This window comes from Pseudonocardia hierapolitana (assembly GCF_007994075.1).
GTDB lineage: Bacteria > Actinomycetota > Actinomycetes > Mycobacteriales > Pseudonocardiaceae > Pseudonocardia > Pseudonocardia hierapolitana.
The window spans coordinates 672,837-692,614 of record NZ_VIWU01000001.1; the positions used below are offsets into that span (position 1 = coordinate 672,837).

The 19,778-nt window shown below is 73.1% G+C and carries 17 protein-coding genes; 8 read left to right on the top strand and 9 right to left on the bottom strand.

Annotated features, from left to right (window positions below; all coding sequences use genetic code 11):
* Nucleotides 1–50 precede the first annotated feature (50 nt).
* Nucleotides 51–596 carry a CoA-binding protein gene (locus FHX44_RS03260; RefSeq protein WP_147254098.1) on the top strand — a complete coding sequence of 182 codons (546 nt, stop codon included), beginning with the start codon at nt 51–53 and terminating at the stop codon, nt 594–596.
* Here the strand turns inward: FHX44_RS03260 and FHX44_RS03265 are convergent.
* Entirely contained in the window at nt 571–1,434 is an 864-nt protein-coding gene (locus FHX44_RS03265; protein WP_147254099.1) for an alpha/beta fold hydrolase, read from the bottom strand. The two genes, FHX44_RS03260 and FHX44_RS03265, sit on opposite strands and share 26 nt — an antisense overlap.
* A 79-nt stretch (nt 1,435–1,513) precedes the next feature.
* Here FHX44_RS03265 and FHX44_RS03270 point away from each other — a divergent pair, with 79 nt between their 5' ends.
* Complete coding sequence (locus FHX44_RS03270; RefSeq protein WP_147254100.1) at nt 1,514–2,107, top strand: TetR/AcrR family transcriptional regulator; 594 nt, start codon at nt 1,514–1,516, stop codon at nt 2,105–2,107.
* Here FHX44_RS03270 and FHX44_RS03275 read toward each other — a convergent pair.
* A complete protein-coding gene (locus FHX44_RS03275; RefSeq protein WP_147254101.1) occupies nt 2,085–2,528 on the bottom strand; it encodes a hypothetical protein in 444 nt (147 codons plus the stop codon). The genes FHX44_RS03270 and FHX44_RS03275 overlap by 23 nt on opposite strands.
* A 304-nt stretch (nt 2,529–2,832) precedes the next feature.
* A complete protein-coding gene (locus FHX44_RS03280) occupies nt 2,833–4,044 on the bottom strand; it encodes a DUF418 domain-containing protein (RefSeq protein WP_170308748.1) in 1,212 nt (403 codons plus the stop codon).
* A gap of 133 nt (nt 4,045–4,177) precedes the next feature.
* Here FHX44_RS03280 and FHX44_RS03285 point away from each other — a divergent pair, with 133 nt between their 5' ends.
* The 5 genes from FHX44_RS03285 to FHX44_RS03305 are packed head-to-tail and all read left to right on the top strand — an operon-like array spanning nt 4,178 to nt 10,803.
* On the top strand, nt 4,178–5,599 hold the full coding sequence (locus FHX44_RS03285) for a DUF294 nucleotidyltransferase-like domain-containing protein (RefSeq protein ID WP_170308749.1): 1,422 nt from the start codon (nt 4,178–4,180) through the stop codon (nt 5,597–5,599).
* Between the two features lie 4 nt (nt 5,600–5,603).
* On the top strand, nt 5,604–5,783 hold the full coding sequence (locus tag FHX44_RS03290; RefSeq protein WP_147254104.1) for a hypothetical protein: 180 nt from the start codon (nt 5,604–5,606) through the stop codon (nt 5,781–5,783).
* The gene (locus tag FHX44_RS03295; RefSeq protein WP_147254105.1) at nt 5,783–8,395 is read left to right on the top strand and encodes a sensor histidine kinase; all 2,613 of its coding nucleotides are present in this window, start codon (nt 5,783–5,785) and stop codon (nt 8,393–8,395) included. Before FHX44_RS03290 ends, FHX44_RS03295 begins: the two co-directional genes overlap by 1 nt.
* Nucleotides 8,396–8,398: 3 nt before the next feature.
* Nucleotides 8,399–8,764 (top strand): response regulator transcription factor, encoded by a 366-nt coding sequence (locus FHX44_RS03300; protein WP_147254106.1) that lies wholly within the window; start codon nt 8,399–8,401, stop codon nt 8,762–8,764.
* A complete protein-coding gene (locus tag FHX44_RS03305) occupies nt 8,761–10,803 on the top strand; it encodes a 3'-5' exonuclease (protein WP_147254107.1) in 2,043 nt (680 codons plus the stop codon). Before FHX44_RS03300 ends, FHX44_RS03305 begins: the two co-directional genes overlap by 4 nt.
* A gap of 48 nt (nt 10,804–10,851) precedes the next feature.
* On the opposite strand, the gene FHX44_RS03310 is transcribed toward FHX44_RS03305, so the two are convergent.
* Together FHX44_RS03310 and FHX44_RS03315 are read right to left on the bottom strand one after the other, a co-directional pair.
* Nucleotides 10,852–12,516, bottom strand: coding sequence for a solute symporter family protein (locus FHX44_RS03310; protein WP_147254108.1), 1,665 nt, complete (start codon nt 12,514–12,516; stop codon nt 10,852–10,854).
* Nucleotides 12,516–12,833, bottom strand: a complete 318-nt coding sequence (locus FHX44_RS03315) for a DUF485 domain-containing protein (RefSeq protein WP_425469179.1) — start codon at nt 12,831–12,833, stop codon at nt 12,516–12,518. Before FHX44_RS03315 ends, FHX44_RS03310 begins: the two co-directional genes overlap by 1 nt.
* Nucleotides 12,834–12,995: 162 nt before the next feature.
* Between FHX44_RS03315 and FHX44_RS03320 the strand changes: the two genes are divergently transcribed.
* Nucleotides 12,996–13,991, top strand: coding sequence for a malate dehydrogenase (locus FHX44_RS03320; protein WP_147254109.1), 996 nt, complete (start codon nt 12,996–12,998; stop codon nt 13,989–13,991).
* Nucleotides 13,992–14,120: 129 nt separating this feature from the next.
* Here FHX44_RS03320 and FHX44_RS03325 read toward each other — a convergent pair whose 3' ends face one another.
* The 4 genes from FHX44_RS03325 to FHX44_RS03340 all read right to left on the bottom strand — a co-directional run bounded on the left by FHX44_RS03325 (nt 14,121) and on the right by FHX44_RS03340 (nt 19,774).
* On the bottom strand, nt 14,121–14,939 hold the full coding sequence (locus tag FHX44_RS03325; RefSeq protein WP_147254110.1) for a maleylpyruvate isomerase N-terminal domain-containing protein: 819 nt from the start codon (nt 14,937–14,939) through the stop codon (nt 14,121–14,123).
* Nucleotides 14,940–15,016: 77 nt separating this feature from the next.
* A complete protein-coding gene (locus tag FHX44_RS03330) occupies nt 15,017–18,004 on the bottom strand; it encodes a bifunctional [glutamine synthetase] adenylyltransferase/[glutamine synthetase]-adenylyl-L-tyrosine phosphorylase (protein ID WP_147254111.1) in 2,988 nt (995 codons plus the stop codon).
* 61 nt (nt 18,005–18,065) lie between these two features.
* Nucleotides 18,066–19,487: an FAD-dependent monooxygenase gene (locus tag FHX44_RS03335; RefSeq protein ID WP_147254112.1), complete on the bottom strand. Its 1,422-nt coding sequence runs from the start codon at nt 19,485–19,487 to the stop codon at nt 18,066–18,068.
* The gene (locus FHX44_RS03340) at nt 19,484–19,774 is read right to left on the bottom strand and encodes an antibiotic biosynthesis monooxygenase (RefSeq protein ID WP_147254113.1); all 291 of its coding nucleotides are present in this window, start codon (nt 19,772–19,774) and stop codon (nt 19,484–19,486) included. The genes FHX44_RS03335 and FHX44_RS03340 overlap by 4 nt, the downstream gene beginning before the upstream one ends.
* Nucleotides 19,775–19,778: the final 4 nt, after the last annotated feature.

Sequence of the window (19,778 nt, forward strand, 5' to 3'; positions counted from 1 at the left end):
GACACGGCAGCGCCGCGGACGCGGCCGACGAGCGTCAGCGAGGAGGACTCGTGAGCTGGGAGAACCCGTCGGCCACCCGGCGGCAGCAGATCCTGCGCGCCACCCGCACCGTCGCGATGGTGGGCGCGTCGCCGAACCCGGCCCGGGCCAGCAACTTCGTGGCCACCTACCTGCTCGCGAGCACCGACTACGACGTGTACTTCGTCAACCCGAACGCCACCGAGATCCTCGGCAGGCCGGTCTACAAGAGCCTCGACGCCCTTCCGGTCGTGCCCGACCTCGTCGACGTGTTCCGCCGCCGCGAGGACCTGCCCTCCGTGCTCGACGATGTGCTGGGGCTCGACGCCGCGCGGAGCGCAGACGGAGCGCGCATCGACGCCGCGCGGAGCGCAGACGGAGCGCGCATCGACACCGTCAAGACGTTCTGGCTGCAGTTCGGGCTGTTCGACGAGGACGTGGCGCGCCGGGCGGAGGCCGGTGGGCTCGAAGTGGTGATGGACCGCTGCCTCAAGGTGGAGCACGCCCGCTTCCACGGCGGCCTGCACATCGCCGGGTTCGCGACCGGAGTGATCAGTTCGCGGCGGCGGGCCCGCTGACCGACGTCTCCGCGAGGAAGCCGCGGATCGCGGCCGTGAGCGCCTCGGGCTGATCCTCGGGCACCAGCGTGTAGCTGTCGGGGATCGTCACGAGCCTGCCCCGCGGGTAGAGCGCGGCGAGGCGGCGGCCGTGCTCCGCGGGCATCACCCGGTCCTCCTCCGCCCACACGACGAGCACCGGCCCGGTGAACGAGCTGTTGCGCTCGGCCCACTCCAGCAGCACCTCGCGCGGCGGTAGGCCGCGGCCGTAGCGCTCGAGGTCCCGCCGCACCGCGGCCTGCTCCCGGGCCGGCCGGAACCACTCGTCCATCACCTCGTCGGGCACGGGGCGCTTGGTCATCCAGCCCCACCCGCCGGGGGCGCGCCGGGCCGCCCTGAAGCGCAGCAGCTGCGCGAAGACCGCGAGACCACCGGGAATCGCGGCGGTCTTGGTGAGCACGCGGCCGGCGAGGCCGGGCGGGTAGTTGTCGAAGGCCTCACACGCGACGAGCACCATCCGCGCCACCCGTTCGGCGCCGCCGTGGGCGACCAGGACCTGCGCCCCGCCCCAGTCGTTCTGCACGAGAGTGACGTCACGCAGATCGAGCTTCTCCAGGAACTCGCCGATCAGCGACGCGAGCCCGGCGAGGGACAGGTCCGCGTCGGGCCGCATCGGGCGGGGGTGCGAGCCGAGCGGCAGGTGCGGGAGCACGCACCGGTACTCGCCGCTCAGCTCGGCGACGACGCGGCGCCACTCCGACGGACCCACCATGACGCCGTGGATGAACACGAGGACCGGGCCGTCCCCGCCGGTGTCGGTGTACTCGATGGTGCCTGCCGACAGGTCGATCTCCGCCATGGACTCCCCCGCGACTTGATAGATCGCTCTACTCAGAACGAGGCTAGGGTATTACGAGAGGGCGCGGCAAGGAGGAGCGGTGGCGGGAACCAAGGATCGGATCGTCGGCACGACGGGCGAGCTGTTCCGGCGTCAGGGGTACACGGGCACCGGCCTCAAGCAGATCGTCGCGGAGGCGGGGGCGCCGTTCGGGTCGATCTACCACTTCTTCCCGGGTGGGAAGCAGCAACTGGCCGCCGAGGTGATCCGGACGTCCGGACGGGCCTACCAGCAGCTCGTCGAGGCGATCCTCGACCAGGCGCCCGACGCGGTCACCGCGGTCGAGACCGGCTTCGCGGCCGCCGCCGAGACGCTGGTCGCCACCGGATACGCCGACGCCTGCCCGATCGCCACGGTGGCGCTGGAGGTCGCGAGCACCGACGAGACGTTGCGCGAGGCCACGGCCGACGTCTTCGCCGCGTGGGTGGACTCCGGAGCGACGCGGTTCGAGCGCTGGGGGTTCGGCCCGGCCGACGCCCGCCGGCTGGCGATCGTGCTCATCACCAGCCTGGAGGGCGCGTTCGTGCTGTGCCGGGCGGCGCGCAGCACGGAGGCGCTGACGGCGGCCGCGAGCGCGGTGACGGCGGCGGTACGGGCCGCGCAGGCGGGGGTCAGCTCGCCGGAAGAGCGTTGAAGACGGCGCGCAGCACCCAGAAGAACGGCGCCGCCAGCAGGACGAGCAGCCAGAACGGCCACGCTCGGCGGCGAGCGATCGCCCAGACCGCCAGCGCAGCCAGCAACGTGGGCAGGATCAACACGCCGACGAACTGCCCGAACGCCGCGGGGCCGGGTGGCACGCCTACGACCGCGACGACCAGCACGACGTTCACGACAGCCCAGAACGCCGTCGCTCCCAGCGCCGTCACGAACCTGGTCCGCCGCGCCCGCCGCCCCACCGGCGGCGGAGCGTGCTCCGGCGCCGCCGGATAGGGCGGCGCGCCGGGCATGGGAGCGTGCGGCGGAAGGCCGTCGACGCCGGGCGTGAAGCCCGGCGCACCTGCCCACGACGGCGGGCGCCCGTCGTCGGGCCGGGGGTTCTTGGGCGGGGTGGCCACCGCGCGACGGTAGCCGCACCCGCCACCGATGTCGCGCACCGCACGACTCGTTGCGCCCGGATGCAGGACTCACGGGCGGGAACGCCGGACTCACCCCGCCCGGATGCCGGACTCACCATGCCGAAACGCCGGACTCACCGTGCCAAGACGCAGGACTCGCGGCGTGAGCGCCGGACTCACCGCGCCGAAACGCCCGACTCACCGTGCCAAGACGCAGGACTCGCGGCGTGAGCGCCGGACTCACCGCGCCGAAACGCCCGACTCACCGTGCCAAGACGCAGGACTCGCGGCGTGAGCGCCGGACTCACCGCGCCGAAACGCCGGACGCGCGGCGCGGGCCGTAGGTGAGGCGGCGCAGGAGCAGCTCGGCAGGGCCCCGGTAGCCCGCCCTGGCGGAGGCCTCGGCAATCAGCAGGATCACCAGCCACGTGCCGATCGCGACCAGCGCGGTCTGCCAGAGGTGCGCGTCTTCGCCGAGCCCGAGCGTCCACGCCGGGAGCAGCGCCACGAAGGCCACGGACTGGGCGAGGTAGCACGAGAGCGATCGCTGCCCGCACGCCTGGAGCGCGTGCGTGACCGGGGCGGGGCCGGCCCCGCGGGCCAGCCGGATCGCCAGCAGCCCGAACAGCGCGGCATAACCGATCCCGCCGGCATAGCCGCCGAGGGCGTGCAACGCACCGGCCAGCATGATCATCCCCAGCGGCGGGGCGGTCCACAGCTGCGCGGCCATCAGCGACAGCGGCAGGCCGAGCACCACGGCTGCGCCGATCCCGGCGCAGGCGACCCGCACGAGCAGCAGCCGGTGCTTCTCCGGCTCGTCGAGCAGCCGCCGCCGTGCGGCCCACGCGCCGAGGGCGACCGCCCCGAACACGGTCAGGCCTGCGGCGATGAGACCGATACCGAGCCACTCGAACGCCCGGAACAGCGCGGCCTCCAGCGGGCTCTCCGTGGACATCGACGGGAGCATCGAGTCCATGCCTTGGTCCGGTGGCGACGGCAGCGATGCCCCGATGTAGACGAGTGAGGTCAGCACCGCACCGACCGCGGCGGTGCCGATCAGAGCGCGGTCGGCGCCGCGCACCAGCAGGCCGGCCATGAGCACCGCGAGCAGCCCGTACGCCCCGACGATGTCGCCCGCCCACAGCAACAACCCGTGCGCGGCGCCGATCACGATCATCCAAGCTCCGCGTCGCCGGACCAGCCTGGTCTGGGCGGGCACGGGCAGGCCCACGGCACCACGCCGCGAGACCAGCTGCACGATCCCGTAACCGAAGAGCAGGCCGAACAGCGGGTAGGCCCGCCCGTCGACGAGCAGCATCTGCAGCAGGACGACCCACCGGTCGGCGCCCTCGACGTCGAGGGGATAGCCGCGCACGCCCAGCGGGTGCCCGTAGACGTAGACGTGGACGTTCGCCAGTGCGATCAGCAGCAGCATGCCGCCTCGGGCGATGTCCGGTGCGAGGGCGCGAGCGGCGGTGGGGGTGGCACCGGGGTCGCCGGGCGGCGGGGCGGTCATACCGGACAACGTAGGGCGTCCCCGGCGCGGTGCGGGTCCATCGATCGGTGGGTCGGTGATCAGACCTTGGTATCTCGCGACTCGGCTGGTTGACAGCGCCGGCACCCCGGTCTGCACTTGCACGATGATCCGGGTGGATTCCCGCGCCGGCCGCCCACCGTCGGTGGCCCGGGAGTCGCCGGGTGCTGGCCCGGAGACCGGGCTCGGCACGCCGCTGTCCGATGTGGTCGGCCGCGAGCCGCTGTTCGTCCCGCCCACCAGCACGGTCGCTGACGTCGCGCTGGCCATGCGGGAGGGCCATCACAGCTGCGCCGTGGTCACGTCCCGGCCCGACGGGATCGTGACGAACGGGGACCTGGCCCGCATCGTGGCCGAGCGTCGACCCCCCGACACCCCGGTTGAGCAGGTCATGAGCAGCCCGGTGCACGCGCTGCCCAGCGGCGCGCCGCTGATCCGGGCACTGCTGTTGATGCTCGACGAGGGCGTCGAGCACGTCCCCGTGACACGGGGCGGCCTGATCGTCGGTGTGATCACCGATGTCGATCTGATCCGCCAGCAGTCCGCCAGCCCGCTGCTCGTCGCCGATCGCATCCGCCGCGCCGGAGCGGGTGGACCGCGCGACCCGGCGCTCGCGGATCTGTCGTCCGACCTCGCCGGGGTCGCAGCGGCGCTGCTCGCCGACGGTGTCGACGGGCTGCGCATCGCGGCGATCGTGGCGAGCCTGCACGACTCCCTCACCATCCGGATGCTGGAGCTCGCCCAGCAGGACCTCGGCCCCCCGCCCGGCCCGTACGCCTGGCTCGCGCTCGGGTCGCAGGGGCGCATGGAGCAGCTGCTGCAGTCGGACCAGGACACCGCGCTCGCCTTCGCCGAGCACACCGACGATGCCGGGGAGTACTTCGCGGCGCTGGCCGAGAGGGTCACGGACGGGCTGGCGGCGGCGGGGGTCCCGCGATGCCCGGGCGGCTTCATGGCGACCAACTGGTGCCGGCGGCTCGACGAGTGGCAGCGCACGTTCCACGGCTGGCTCGACGAGCCGGACGCCCGCAGCCTGCTCGACGCGCAGGTGTTCCTGGACCTGCGCCCGGTCGCCGGGGAGCTGGACATCGGCGTGCTGGACCGCGTGCTGGCCCGGGGCCGCAACCGCCCGGGAATCCAGCTGGCGTTCGCCCAGACGGCCCGCAGGTTCGCTCCCCGGGTGCGCCGGTTCGGGCGGCTGCGGGTCGACCGGCTCCCGCCCGCCGAGCTGAAGCTGCGCGGCACCGTCCCGATCGTCCTGCTCGGCAGGCTCTACGGCCTGGCCGCCGGCTCCCCGGAGCGCACCACCGCGGGCCGGCTGCGCGCCGCCGCGACGACGAACCTGATCTCCGCGGACACGGCCGACACGCTGATCGACGCCTACGCCGCGCTCCTCTCGGTCCGGCTGGCGGCCGAGCTCGGCGAGGACGTTCCCCTCGCGCTCTCCGCCCCGCGGCGCCGCGAGCTGATGGGCGCGCTGCGCGCGGTGCGGTCCGCGCTGCAGGCCAGCGCCCTGACCCACCCGGGCACGGGGTGACGGCGTGCGAGCGAAGCTGATCGCCGTGACCGCGCTCGCGGCCGCGTGCTTCACCTACCCGTTGCTGTCGCTGTTCGACCGGCCGGTCCGGGTGTTCGGGGTACCGCTCGTGTGGGCGTACCTGTTCGTGGTCTGGGCGCTGCTCGTCGTGGCGGTCGCCGTCCTGTCGAGGCAGGAGCACTGATGGTTCCGGCGTGGGTGGTGGTGGTCGTCTCGCTGGCCTACCTCGGCCTGCTGTTCGGGATCGCCCACCACGGCGACAAGCGGGCGGCGGCGGGCCGGAGCCTGATCTCCAGCGGCGTCGTCTACGCGCTGTCGCTCGCCGTGTACGCCACGTCCTGGACCTACTACGGCAGCGTCGGGCGGGCCGCCACGCGAGGCCTGGAGTTCCTCACCATCTACCTCGGCCCGACCCTGGCGATGGCCTGCTCCGCCGTCGTCCTGCAGAAGATCATCAGGGTCAGCAAGCGTTACCGCATCACGTCGCTCTCGGACTTCGCCGCTGCGCGCTACGGCAACAGCAGGCTGCTCGGTGGGCTGGTGGCGCTCATCGCGGTGGTCGGCACCGTGCCGTACATCGCGCTGCAGCTCAAGGCGGTGTCGAGCACGTTCCGCGTGGTGTCGGGCGGCCCGGTGTCGACGGCAGGCGTGCCGCCCTACGCGGACACCGCGCTCTACGTCGCGCTGGTGCTCGCCCTCTTCGCCATCCTGTTCGGCACCGGGCACCTCGACGCCACCGAGCGCCACGAGGGCATGGTCGCCGCGATCGCGTTCGAGTCGGTGGTCAAGCTCGTCGCGTTCCTGGCGGCAGGGCTGTACGTCACGTTCGGGCTCTTCCGCGGGTTCACCGACCTGTTCGACCGGGCAGCGGCATCGCCCGCACTCGCGGACGCGATCGGCATCGACGGGTACGGCAACTGGTTCTGGCTGATCGTGCTGTCGGCGTTCGCGGTGATCCTGCTGCCCCGGCAGTTCCAGATCGGGGTCGTCGAGAACGTCGACGAGCGGCACGTACGCACGGCCTCCTGGCTGTTCCCCCTCTACCTCCTCGTGATCAACATCTTCGTGCTGCCGATCGCGCTCGCGGGCCTCCTCACGCTCGGCCCCGCGGTGAGCCCGGACACCTACGTCCTCGCGTTGCAGCAGCACAGCGCGCTCGCGCTGATGGTCTTCATCGGAGGGCTGTCGGCGGCCACCGGCATGGTGATCGTCGAGACGATCGCGCTCTCCACGATGGTGTCGAATTCGCTCGTCATGCCGCTGCTGCTGCGTCGACCGAGCTGGGGACACGCGGGCCTCGCCGGCCGGCGCGATCTCGGCCGGCTGGTCCTGAGGATCCGCCGGGTCACGATCCTCGTGGTGCTGTTGCTGGGCTTCGGGTTCTTCCGGATCTCCGGAGACGCGCTGGGCCTCGTCGACATGGGACTGGTCTCGTTCGCCGCGGTCGCGCAGTTCGCCCCCGCCCTGCTCGGAGGGCTGTGGTGGAAGGGCGCCACCCGCAACGGGGCGCTCGCCGGCCTGGTCGCGGGCATCGTGCTGTGGGCCTACACGCTGCTGCTGCCGGAGCTGGCCAGGACGGGCTGGGTGCCCGCGTCGGTCGTGCGCGACGGGCCGTTCGGCGTCGCGCTGCTGCGCCCGCAGGAGCTGTTCGGCCTCACCGGGGCGGGCACGGTCGGCAACGGGGTGTTCTGGAGCCTGCTGGTCAACGTCGTCCTGTTCGTCGTGGTGTCGCTGGCCGGGCAGCGGACACCGGCCGAGGCCGGCCACGCCGCCCTGTTCGTCGACATCGACCGCCGGACACCGGGGCCCGGCACCCGCTTCTACCGCGGCAGCGTGCCGGTGGAGCGGTTGCGCGATCTGCTCGCGCGGTTCGTCGGCGCCGAGGCCGCCACGACCCTCGTCGCCGAGCACGCCTCGCGCAGGGGCGCGCCGCTGCCCGACGACGCACAGGCCGAACCCGAGCTGGTCCGGCAGGTGGAGACCGCTCTGACCGGCGCGGTCGGGCCGGCCGCTGCCCGGGCACTCGTCGCGTCGGTGGCCGACGAGGAACCGCTCGGCATGGCCGAGGTCGTCGAGCTGGTCGGCGAGGCACAGCACCTGCGCGAGCTGGACCGGCTCAAGGACGAATTCGTCGCCACCGTCACGCACGAGCTGCGGACGCCGCTCACCGCGATCCGCGCGTTCACCGAGATCCTGCGCGACAACCCCGACCTGCCCGCCGAGGAGCGGGCACGCTACCTGGAGATCATGGCGACCGAGACCGAGCGGCTGACGAGGATGGTGAACCAGGTGCTCGACCTCGCGCGGCTGGAGTCCGGGAGCGCCGAGTGGCAGCTCACCGACGTCGATCTCGGCTCGGTGATCCAGGAGGCCGCCACCGCCACGGCCCAGCTGTTCACCGACAAGCGCGTTGCGCTCGACGTCGACGTCCCCCGTCGGGGTGCGGTCGCCGAGGCCGACCGGGACGGCGTCATGCAGGTGCTGCTGAACCTGCTCTCCAACGCGGTGAAGGCCACCCCGGCGACGGGTGGCCGGGTGCGGGTCAGGCTGCGCACCGACGACGGCACGGCCCGCATCGACGTCGCGGACAACGGCCCCGGCGTACCGCACGCGGACCAGGAGCTGATCTTCGACAGGTTCCGGCGCCGCGGGGCCGGCGGCACCGGGCTCGGCCTGGCGATCAGCAGGCGGATCGTCGAGCAGTTCGGGGGAACGCTCGAGGTGTCGGACTGCGGGGGCAACGGCCGGGGCGCCACGTTCACGATCGGGCTCCCGGTGCCGGCCAGGAGGCGGTAGAGCGTGGCCCGGATCCTGATCTGCGACGACGAGCCCAACATCGTGGTCTCGCTGGAGTTCCTCATGCGCCAGCAGGGACACGAGGTCCGCACGGTCGGCGACGGGGACGCGGCCATCGCGGCGGTGGCCGAGTTCGACCCCGACCTCGTGCTGCTCGACCTGATGCTGCCGGGCCGGGACGGCTACGAGGTCTGCCAGACACTGCGCGCCGACGGGTACCGGATGAAGATCCTCATGCTGACGGCGAAGGGACGAGAAGCCGAGATCGCCAAGGGGCTGGCCGTCGGCGCCGACGACTACGTGACCAAACCGTTCGGCACCCAGGACCTGGTGGCCCGGGTGCGGCAGCTGCTCGGGGCGGGGGCATGAACCCGGGTCGCCTCGGAGCGTTCGCGGCCGTCGTCCTCGCGCCTGCCGCGGTGGTCGCGGCCGTCGGAGCGGGGGTCTACGTCAGCACACCGCCCGGCGACCGGGCCGTGCTGGCGAGGGTGCTGCGCGAGCAGGCGGCCTTCCTCGCGGTCGCCGCGGTGCTGGTGACGCTCGTGGCCGGCCTGCTGCTCGCCGCGGCACTGCGCCGCTACGTCGCCCCGGCCCGCCGGCTGGCGGCCGACGCCCGGGTGGTGCTCGACGCCAACCCCGACCACCGCGTCACACCGTCCGGACCTGCCGAGCTGCGTGAACTGGCGACCGCGCTGAACGAGCTGGCCGAGCGGTACGCGGCCGCCCGCCGCGACGTGGCCGAGCAGGTGGCGGCCGCGGCGGCCGACCTCGAACGCGAGCGGCACCGGCTGGCGAGCCTCATGGGGGTGCTGACCGTCGCGGTGCTGGTGTGCGCCGAGGACGGGCGGATCCTGCTCTACAACGCCGCCGCCCGCGACCTGTTCGGCGATGACGTCGGCCTGGGCAGGTCGGTGTTCGGCGTGCTCGACCGCGACCTCGTCGTGCACGGCCTCGCCCGGGTGGACGCGGGCTCAACGCCCCACGAGGCCACGGCCGAGCGGGAGGGCAGGCTGGTCCGCGTCCGCCTCGCCCGCGTGCCGTCGGGCACGGCCGGGTTCGTCCTGGTCTGCGAGGACGCCACGCGACCCGGGCGGGCGGCCGCCCGCCACGCCGAGCTGCTGGGTTCCACCGCCGACCTGGTGCGCGGCGCCGCGGGCAGCATCGGGGCCGCCGCCGGGGCGCTCCTCGACTACCCGGACGTGCCGGCGGAGCAGCGCCGCCGGTTCGTCGAGGTGATCGCCGAGGAGGCGGGCCGGCTCGGCGAGGCGACCCGGCGTCTGACCGCCGAGCCCGGCATCGACGCGCGCGGCTGGGCGGTGAACGACATCTCCGCACGGGACCTGCTCACCGCCGTCGCGGCGCGAACCCCGCAGGCCGGGCTCGGCGACCCCGCGGAGGACGTCTGGTTCACCGTGGACAGCTTCGCTGTGGCCGACGCGCTCGCGTCCGTTGTGAGGCTGCTGGCCGATCGGCACGGGGTCTCCGAGGTGGTGCTCGCGGCGGGGTCCGACGACGCCGGCCGGCTCGGCCGGGTCGACCTCGGCTGGGAGGGTCCGCCGCTGGGGGCGGGCGATCTCGAACGGGGCGTTCCGGACGCTGCGGACGTCGTCCGCCGGCACGGGGGCGAGCTCTGGGCCGACGCCCACCACCCCCTGGTGCGGGTGCTGCTGCCCCGCTCACCGGCCGAGCCCCGGCCGGCGGCGCCGGCACGGGTCGAAGAGCCGCCACCTGCGCTCTACGACTTCGAGCTCGAGCGGTTCCAGCCCGACCCGGCCGCGTGGTCCGAGTGGGAGGCGAGCCGGCTCGACCGGCTCACCTACACGGTCTTCGACACCGAGACGACCGGGTTCGCGCCCGACGAGGGCGACGAGATCGTCTCGATCGGGGCGGTGCGGATCGTGGGTGGCCGGTTGCTGCGGACCGAGACCTTCGAGCGCCTGGTCGATCCGGGGCGGAGCATCCCGCGCACGGCCACCGCGGTGCACGGGATCACCCGAGACCTCGTCCGCGGTGCGCCCCCGCTCGACGAGGTGCTGCCGGCGTTCGCCGCGTTCGCCTCGGGCAGCGTGCTCGTCGGCCACAACGTCGCGTTCGACATGGCGTTCCTCGCCGCCGCCCAGCGACGGACCGGCACGGGGCTCACCGCTCCGCTGCTCGACACCCTGCTCATCGACGGGGTGGTCCACCCCGACCACGACGCGCACACCCTCGAGTCGATGGCCGAGCGACTCGGGGTGGACCTCGTCGGCCGGCACACCGCGCTGGGCGACGCCCTGCTCACCGGGGAGATCTTCCTCCGGCAGGTGCCCCTGCTCGCCGCGCGCGGGGTGCACACGCTCGGCGAACTGCGCGCGGCCGCCTCTGCAACCGCCCAGGCCCGCACCAGCCGGCGCCTCTACCGGTCGTGAGTGGATACGAGTGCTCCAGCACTCGTATCCACTCACGGGTCCCGGGGCTCAGTGCACGATCGGCTTCTCGGAGCCCGCCCCGGTGAGCGACCGGACCTCCATCTCCGCGAACTTCGCCTCCACCACCGGCTGGCGACCGCCGACGTAGGTGCCGACGATGCCCAGCAGGAACGACAGCGGGATCGACACCAGGCCGGGGTTGGCCAGCGGGAACACGTGGAAGTCCACGCCCCGGACCATGGCGGTCGGGCTCCCGGACACCGCGGGCGAGAAGACGATCAGCAGCACGCAGCTCGCCAGGCCGCCGTAGATGCTCCAGAGGGCCCCTGTGGTGTTGAACCGCTTCCAGAACAACGAGTAGAGGATCGTCGGCAGGTTCGCCGACGCCGCCACCGCGAACGCCAGCGCCACCAGGAACGCGATGTTCTGGTTGCGGGCGAGGATGCCGGCGGCGATGGCGATCACCCCGATCACGACAGCCGTGATCCGGGCGACCCGCACCTCCGCGTCAGGTGGGACCTCACCACTCTTGATCACGTTGGCGTAGACGTCGTGGGCGAACGACGCCGACGCGGTGATCGTCAGGCCGGCCACGACCGCGAGGATCGTGGCGAAGGCGACCGCCGAGATGAAGCCCAGCAGCACCTCACCGCCGAGCTGGTAGGCCAGCAGCGGTGCGGCGGAGTTCGTCCGGCCCGGTGCGTTGGCGATCGTCGTCGCGCCGCCGGGCACGAGCGCCGCGGCGCCGTAGCCCAGCACGAGCGTGAACAGGTAGAAGATCCCGATCAACCAGATCGCCCACACGACCGAGCGCCTGGCCTCCTTCGCCGACGGGACGGTGTAGAAGCGCATGAGGATGTGCGGCAACCCGGCCGTGCCCAGCACCAGTGCCAGCGAGAGCGAGATGAAGTCGATCTTCGCCGTCAAGGTGGCCCCGTACTGCAGGCCCGGGCCGAGCAGCTTCTCGCCCAGCTCCTTGGGCTGGCCTCCGGCGGTCTCGAGGACCGGATTCGCGCTCACCGCCTGGCCGAGGACGGCCGACAGGTTGAAGCCGAACAGGGCGAGCACCCAGACCGTGATCAGGGCGGTCCCCGTCAACAGCAGCGCCGCCTTGATGATCTGCACCCACGTGGTGCCCTTCATACCGCCCACGAGCACGTAGGTGATCATCAGGATGCCGACGAGCGCGATGACCACGCCCTGGCCGAGCGTGTTCGAGTTGGGGATCTTCAACAGCAGCGCGATCAATGCGCCGGCGCCGGCCATCTGGGCGAGCAGGTAGAAGAACGACACGACCAGGGTCGACGTGGCAGCGGCCGCGCGGACCGGACGCTGCCGCATCCGGAAGCTCAGCACGTCGCCCATCGTGTACTTGCCGGTGTTCCGCAGCAGTTCCGCCACCAGCAGCAGCGCGACCAGCCAGGCGACCAGGAAGCCGATCGAGTACAGGAAGCCGTCGTAGCCGTTGACCGCGATGGCCCCTGCGATGCCCAGGAACGACGCAGCGGACAGGTAGTCCCCGGAGATCGCGATGCCGTTCTGGGGGCCCGTGAACGAACGGCCGGCCGCGTAGTAGTCGGCTGCCGTCTTCGTGGCACGGCTGGCCCGGAACACCACGACCAGCGTGATCACGACGAACAAGGCGAAGGTGCCGATGTTCAGCAGCGGGTTGCCGACGCTCGCCGGCGCGGCGCCTTGCGCGAGGTAGCCCATCACACCTCTCCTTCCTCGATCATCTCGCGCAGCTTCGCGCCGGCGGGATCGAGGTGCCGGTTCGCGTAGCGGACGTAGACGGTGGTGATGGCGAACGTCGAGACGAACTGCAGGAGCCCGATGATCAGTCCGATGTTGATGTTGCCCCACAACTTCGTGGCCATGAACGCGGGTGCGAAGCTGGCCAGCAGGACGTACAGCAGGTACCAGAGCAGGAAGGCCACGCTCATCGGGAAGACGAAGGCGCGCAGCCGGCGCCGCAGCTCCTGGAACTCCGGAGTTCGCTGCACCTCCTGGTAGACGGTGGGTACTGGAATCTCCGCCGGTTTGTCAGCCGGGTTGTCGATGTCGGCCACGGTGCCTCCTCGCGTTCCGGGCGCACATCCAGCGCTGTGGAGTACCCATGTGGTGCGAAAACGCACCTTGAAAACGTGGTCCCCGTCGCGGCGCGAACCCGGCAGGAGGGCTAGCCTGCCCGCGTGTCTTCGTCGACCTCCTCCCCCGTCACCGTCACCGTCACCGGAGCCGCCGGCCAGATCGGCTACGCGCTGCTGTTCCGGATCGCGTCCGGCCAGCTGCTCGGGCCCGACACGCCGGTCCGGCTGCGCCTGCTGGAGATCCCGCAGGCGGTCAAGGCAGCCGAGGGCACGGCGATGGAGCTCGACGACTGCGCGTTCCCGCTGCTCACGGGCATCGACATCACCGACAACGCGAACGTCGCGTTCGACGGCACGAACGTCGCCCTGCTCGTCGGCGCCCGCCCGCGCACCAAGGGGATGGAGCGCGGCGACCTGCTCGAGGCCAACGGCGGGATCTTCGCCCCGCAGGGCAAGGCGATCAACGACCACGCCGCCGACGACGTGCGCGTCCTCGTGGTGGGCAACCCGGCCAACACCAACGCGCTGATCGCGCAGTCCGCCGCACCGGACGTGCCGGCCGAGCGGTTCACCGCCATGACCCGCCTCGACCACAACCGCGCGATCGCCCAGCTGGCCAAGAAGCTCGACGTACCCGTCACCGAGATCCGCCGGATGACGATCTGGGGCAACCACTCCGCCACCCAGTACCCCGACCTCTTCCACGCCGAGGTCGGCGGCAAGACCGCGGCCGAGCAGGTCGACGAGTCCTGGCTGCGCGACGAGTTCATCCCGACGGTCGCCAAGCGCGGGGCCGCCATCATCGAGGCGCGCGGCGCGTCGTCGGCGGCGTCGGCGGCCAACGCCGCGATCGACCACGTGTACGACTGGGTGAACGGCACCCCCGAGGGCGACTGGACCTCCGCCGCCATCCCGTCCGACGGCTCCTACGGCGTGGCCGAAGGCATCATCTCGAGCTTCCCGGTGACGTCGAAGAACGGGAAGTGGGAGATCGTTCAGGGCCTGGACATCGACGAGTTCTCCCGCGGCAAGATCGACGCGTCCGTCGCCGAGCTGGTCGAGGAGCGCGAGGCCGTGAAGGGTCTCGGCCTGTTCTGACGGCCCCTGGTTGCAGCATGGCCACCTTCATGCAACGAGGTTGCGTGAAGGTGGCCTCGCTTTCCCCGGCGAGCCCCCGCCTTGCTTCGCCGCGGCGGTGGCTCCCCGGAAGTGCGTTTGGGCTGCAATTCAGATCGGGAAGAAGAGGCGGCGGAACCGGTCGGCGACGGCCTGGTCGCCGCGAACCGTCCCGCCCCGGAGCCGCCCGTAGGACGCCAGCACGAGCGTGCCCGGGTCGAACTCCAGCACCGCGGGCACGTCGGACAGGTCCGAGAGGGCGTACGTGAGGCCCTCCGGGCCGCAGTCGAACCGGTAGTCGCCCGCGTTCGCCCCGGACGTCACGCGGATGCCCACCGCGAACGGCTGGGCGAGTTCCGACGTGAGCGCCGTGGACTGCCACACGATGAGTGCCACGGGCACGAGCAGGTCGGCGGCGTCCCCCGCGAGCGGGCGGGCCGCGTCCGTGCGTTCCCGGATGTCCCAGCCGTGGACGGTGTAGTCGACCAGTTGGAAGACCGGGTAGCAGCAGGCCGGCAGCGGACCCATGTAGGGGTGCGGCACCATCAGGCCGGTCCACTCCTCGTCGGTGAGACCGTCGCTGATCGCCAGCATCCGCTCGAAGTCCTCGTGCACGCGCTTGAGCGCGTCCTCCCTGCCGAGGCCGCGGAAGGCGCGTGCGTGCTCGTCGAGCCGCTCGGCCATCACGGGGAGCCCGAACGCGCCCGGCGCCTCGGTGCCGGCGCGGGCGTGGTCGAAGCCGACGAAGTAGCCCTCGGTGACGTCGATCATGTGCCCGACGTGGTCGCGCACCTGCCACCTCTCGCAAGCCGTCGGTGCCTCCCACTCCGTGTTCGCCGCCAGCTCGAAGAACGATGCCGCTTCGGCGCGCACCGCGCGCATGAGGTTGCTGCGGCTCGCCGGGTCCGTGAAGTTCCACTCAGCGCTCATGGCCACCTCCGTGGTTCCAGGTGCCGAGCACCATGGACCCGGGAACTTGCAACGTCAACCACTGGTCGGGTGACGGCTCACCAGCCGTAGAAGACCCGCTCCACCACCGCGCGGGCGCGGCGGGTGGCGCGGCGGTAGTCGTCCAGGAAGACGCCGGGGTCGCCGTCGGCCGGGTAGCCGAGGGCCGACGCGACCGCCGCCAGCTCCCGGCCCGAGCGGGGCAGCTGGTCGCCGGGCTTGCCCTTCACGAGCATCACGGCGTTGCGCGCGCGGGTGGCCATCCGCCAGCCCGCGACCAGCTCGTCGGCGTCCTCGCGGCGCAGCAGGCCCGCCTCTGCGGCCTCGTGCAACCCCTCCAGGGTCGAGGTCGTGCGCAGCTCCGGCACGTCGCCAGCGTGCTGCATCTGCAGCAGCTGCACCGTCCACTCGACGTCGGCGAGCCCGCCGTGGCCGAGCTTGGTGTGCGTGCTGCGGTCGGCGCCGCGGGGCAGCCGTTCCTCGTCGACGCGCGCCTTGATCCGCCGGATCTCGGTGACGGTCGCCGCGTCGATACCCGCGGCGGGGTACCGGATCGGGTCGACCATGTGCAGGAACCGCCTGCCGAGGTCCTCATCGCCCGCCACGGCGCTCGCGCGCAGCAGCGCCTGTGCCTCCCAGGGCTCCGACCAGCGGGCGTAGTACGCGCGGTACGAGTCCAGCGTGCGGACCAGCGGCCCGGACCGGCCCTCCGGCCGCAGGTCGGCGTCGACGACGAGCGCGGGGTCGGGGTTGGGCGCGGCGAGCTTGCGCCGGACCGTCTCGGCCACGCCCGTCGCCCACTTGGCGGCCTCGTGGTCGGACGCGCCGCCCACCGGCTCGCAGACGAAGAGCACGTCGGCGTCGCTGCCGTACCCCAGCTCCGCCCCGCCGAGCCGGCCCATCCCGATGACGGCGAGCCGCGCGGGCACCGCGTCGCCTGCAGCCCGCAGCACGGAGTCCAGCGTGGCCTGCAGCACCGCCACCCACACCGAGCTGAGCGCCGCGCACACCTGCTCGACCTCGAGGAGGCCGAGCAGGTCGGCAGACGCGACCCGCAGCAGCTCGTGCCTGCGCAGGGAGCGCGCGGTGGCGGCGGCGCCGTCCGGATCCTGCTGCCGGGCGACCGTGGTGCGCAACGCCGAGGCGAAGTCGGCGGGGTCACGGCGCAGCTCGTCGACCTGTCCGGCCACGGGCGCGGCGAGCAGCCGCAGCACCTCCGGCGCGCGCACCAGCAGGTCCGGCACCAGCGCCGACGTGCCGAGCAGGCGCATCAGCCGCTCGGCCACCAGGCCCTCGTCGCGCAGCAGCCGCAGGTACCACGGGGTCTCGGCGAGCGCCTCCGACACCCGCCGGTACGCGAGCAGCCCGCGATCCGGGTCGGGGCTGTGCGCCAGCTCGTCGAGCAGCACCGGGAGGAGCGTCTGCTGGATCGCAGCGGCCCGCGAGACGCCCGATGTGAGTGCCCTCAGGTGCCCGAGCGCCCCGTCGGGCGAGGCCCAGCCCAGTGCCGCGAGGCGGGCGGAGGCCGCCTTCTCCGACAGCCGCGCGGTATCGGCAGGCAACCGCGACACGGCCGTCAGGAGTGGCCGGTAGAACAGCTTCTCGTGCAGCCTGCGCACCCGCAGCACCGTGCGCGACCACTCCGCGTTCAGCACGCCCACGACGTCATGCCGCCCGTCGGGGCGCAGCCCGGCGGCGCGGGCGAGCCAGCGCTGCGCGGCGACGGCGTCCTCCGCGGGCATGAGGTGCGTGCGCAGCATCCGCTGCAGCTGGAGCCGGTGCTCCAGGAGGCGCAGGAACCGGTAGGACGCGGCGAGGTTCGCCCCGTCCTCACGGCCGACGTACCCGCCGCGGGCGAGGGCGGTGAGCGCGTCGAGCGTGGACGGGGACCGCAACGCCTCGTCGGTGCGGCCGTGCACGAGCTGCAGCAGCTGCACCGCGAACTCGACGTCGCGCAGCCCGCCCGCCCCGAGCTTGATCTCACGCTCGGCGTGGTCGGGCCGGATGTGGTCCTCCACCCGGCGGCGCATCGCCTGCACGTCCGCGACGAAGTCGTCGCGGTCCGCGGCGCTCCACACCAGCGGCGCGACGGCGTCGGCGTAGGCGGCCCCCAGCTCGGGGTCGCCCGCCACGGGCCGCGCCTTGAGCAGCGCCTGGAACTCCCAGGTCTTCGCCCACCGCTTGTAGTACGAGACGTGCCCGTCGAGGGTGCGGACCAGCGCCCCCTGCCGGCCCTCCGGGCGCAGGTTCGCGTCCACCTGGAAGCAGGCGTCCCCCGCGATGCGCATGAGCCTGCTGGCCAGCCGGGTGGTCTGCTGGTCGGCGGGTTCGGCGACGAACACGACGTCGACGTCGCTCACGTAGTTCAGCTCGCGCCCGCCGCACTTGCCCATCGCGATCACGGCGAGCCGGCCGCTCGACGGGTTCTCCGCAACGGCCACGGCGTGCGCCGCCTGCAGCGCGGCGGCCGCGAGGTCGGCGAGCTGGGCGGCCACGTGGGCGACGTCGATCACCGGTAGGTCCGGCTCCCCGACGGCCGCGAGATCGGCAGCCGCCAGCACCAGCACCTCGTCGCGGTACGCGGTGCGCAGCGCCGTGACGGCCTCCGCGCCGGTGAGCACGTCCGCACCGGCCCCGACCGCCCGCAGGAGCGCCTCCCGCGCGCCCTCCCCCGGCGGCGGCGCGGACCCGGTGAGCCGGTGCCACCGGTCGGGGTGGGCGACCAGGTGGTCGGCCAGCGCCGTGGAGCTGCCCAGGAGCGAGATCAGCCGCCCCCGCAGCACCTGGTCGGCACGCAGGGCGGCGTCCAGTTCCTGCCGGTCCGGCACGGCGTTCAGCAGGCGTTCGGCGGATCGCAGTGCGAGATCCGGGTCGGGGCTGCGCCCGAGCGCCCACATGATCGCCTCGGCGCCGGCGGCCGGCTTGTCCCCGGCCCACCAACCCAGCTCGGTGGCCGTGGCCTCCACCCACGGTTCCGTGAGCCCCAGCCGTGCGAGCGAGGTACCGGTGCGCGTCACGGGTCGATCCTGCCCCGCCGGAGCCGACATCCACAGTGTGGGTCTTCGCGAAGCCCGTGACACACGCGCACGGAGACAGCGACCGCGCCCTTCAGGCCGCCACCGCGGGCGTTGCACCCCAGTCGGCCAGTGCGGCACGCAGGCCGTCGGGGTTCCTGCCCGCCCACGCGACGTAGCCGTCCGGGCGCACCAGCAGCGCGGTCTCCGCGCCGGACACGACGTGCGCCGCGACTCCGCCGGGCGTCGCGAAGCCGGGCGGGGCGACGAGGACGAACCGGCCGCCGCGAAGCGCCTCGTACAGCCTCGTCCCGTCGTCGGCCGTGACGTCGGCGGCGCGGGTCCCGACCAGGCGGTGTGCCCCGCGCGGCCGGCCGTACGAGATCCCGATCCCGCTCTGCCGCAGCCGGGCCATGGCCCCGATCGGCGGCAGGGCGAACGCCGCGGGGAAGACGATGTTGCGGATCGTCCGGGCGAGCCGGGAGCGCAGCAGCGCTGCCTGGAGCAGCCCGCCGCTCATGCGCAGCACCATCCGGCCGACCGGGTGGCGCTCGTCGTGGTAGGTGTCGAGCAGCCGGTCGCCGCCGCGGCCCTGCACGGCGGCCGCGAGCTTCCAGCCCAGGTCGGCGGCGTCCTGCAGCCCGGTGTTCATCCCCATGCCGCCTGCCGGGGAGTGCACGTGCGCCGCGTCGCCCGCCAGGAACACCCGCCCCACTCGGTAGCGCTCGACCTGCCGTTCGTCGCTGTGGAAGCGCGACATCCACCGGGGGTCGTGCATGCCGAAGTCGGTGCCGAACACGCGCCGCGCCACCCACGCGATCTCGTCGAGCTCGACAGGAGCGTCGTCGGGCAGCTCCTTGCGGCGGTCCCGCGCGATGACCCGGTACCAGCCGTCGCCGAAGGGCACGACGAAGCAGAACCCGTCGGCGTTCCCGTCGACCGTGAGCTGCTCGGTGGGCGGGTCGGTCATCCGCAGGTCGGCGAGCACCAGCGACCGCACCACGGACCTGCCCGGGAACCCCAGCCCCAGCTCACGGCGGACGGCGCTGTGATGCCCGTCCGCCCCGACGAGGTACGCGGCACGCACGGTCCGTTCGGCGCCGTCGAGGGTGTAGGTGACCTCGACGTGGTCGGCCGTCTGCCGCACGTCGCGGACGTCGGCGCCGCGCAGCAGCGTCGCCCCCGCCGCGAGCGCGCGCTCGGTGAGCACCCTCTCGACCTCGAACTGCGGCGTGACCAGCATGAACGGGAACCGGCTCGGCAGCGGCGCCAGGTCGACCGAGACGCTGCCGAACAGGCGGAAGTGGTCGACCTTCGTGCCGGTCGCGAGGAGCCGGTCCGCCACCCCACGAGCGTCCAGCTGCTCGAGAGTGCGGGCGTGCACCACGAACGCCCGGGTCAGGTTCGACTCGTGCAGCCGCCGCTCCAGCACGGTGACCCGCACCCCGGCGGCGGCGAGATCGCCCGCCAGCAGCAGGCCGGTCGGCCCCGCGCCGACCACGACGACCTCGCTCATCGCGCACCGCCGTCGAGCGGCACGGCGTCGAGGATCGCGGGTGTCCCCGGGTCGGTGACCCCGGCGTCGCGCCACGCGGCGCGCAGCTCGTCACCGCCCATGTGCGCCCGGGCCTGCGCCAGGTCGTCGAACTCGAAGAGCACCACGACCTCGTGCGGGTCCTGGCGGTTGCGGAACAGGGTGGTGCTGCGGCAGCTCGCCGCGGCACGAGCGGGCGCGAGCCGGTCGAACACCTCCTTCCATCGGTCGAACTCCTCGAAGCGCTGGTGGACGAGCACGTGTGGCATGGCC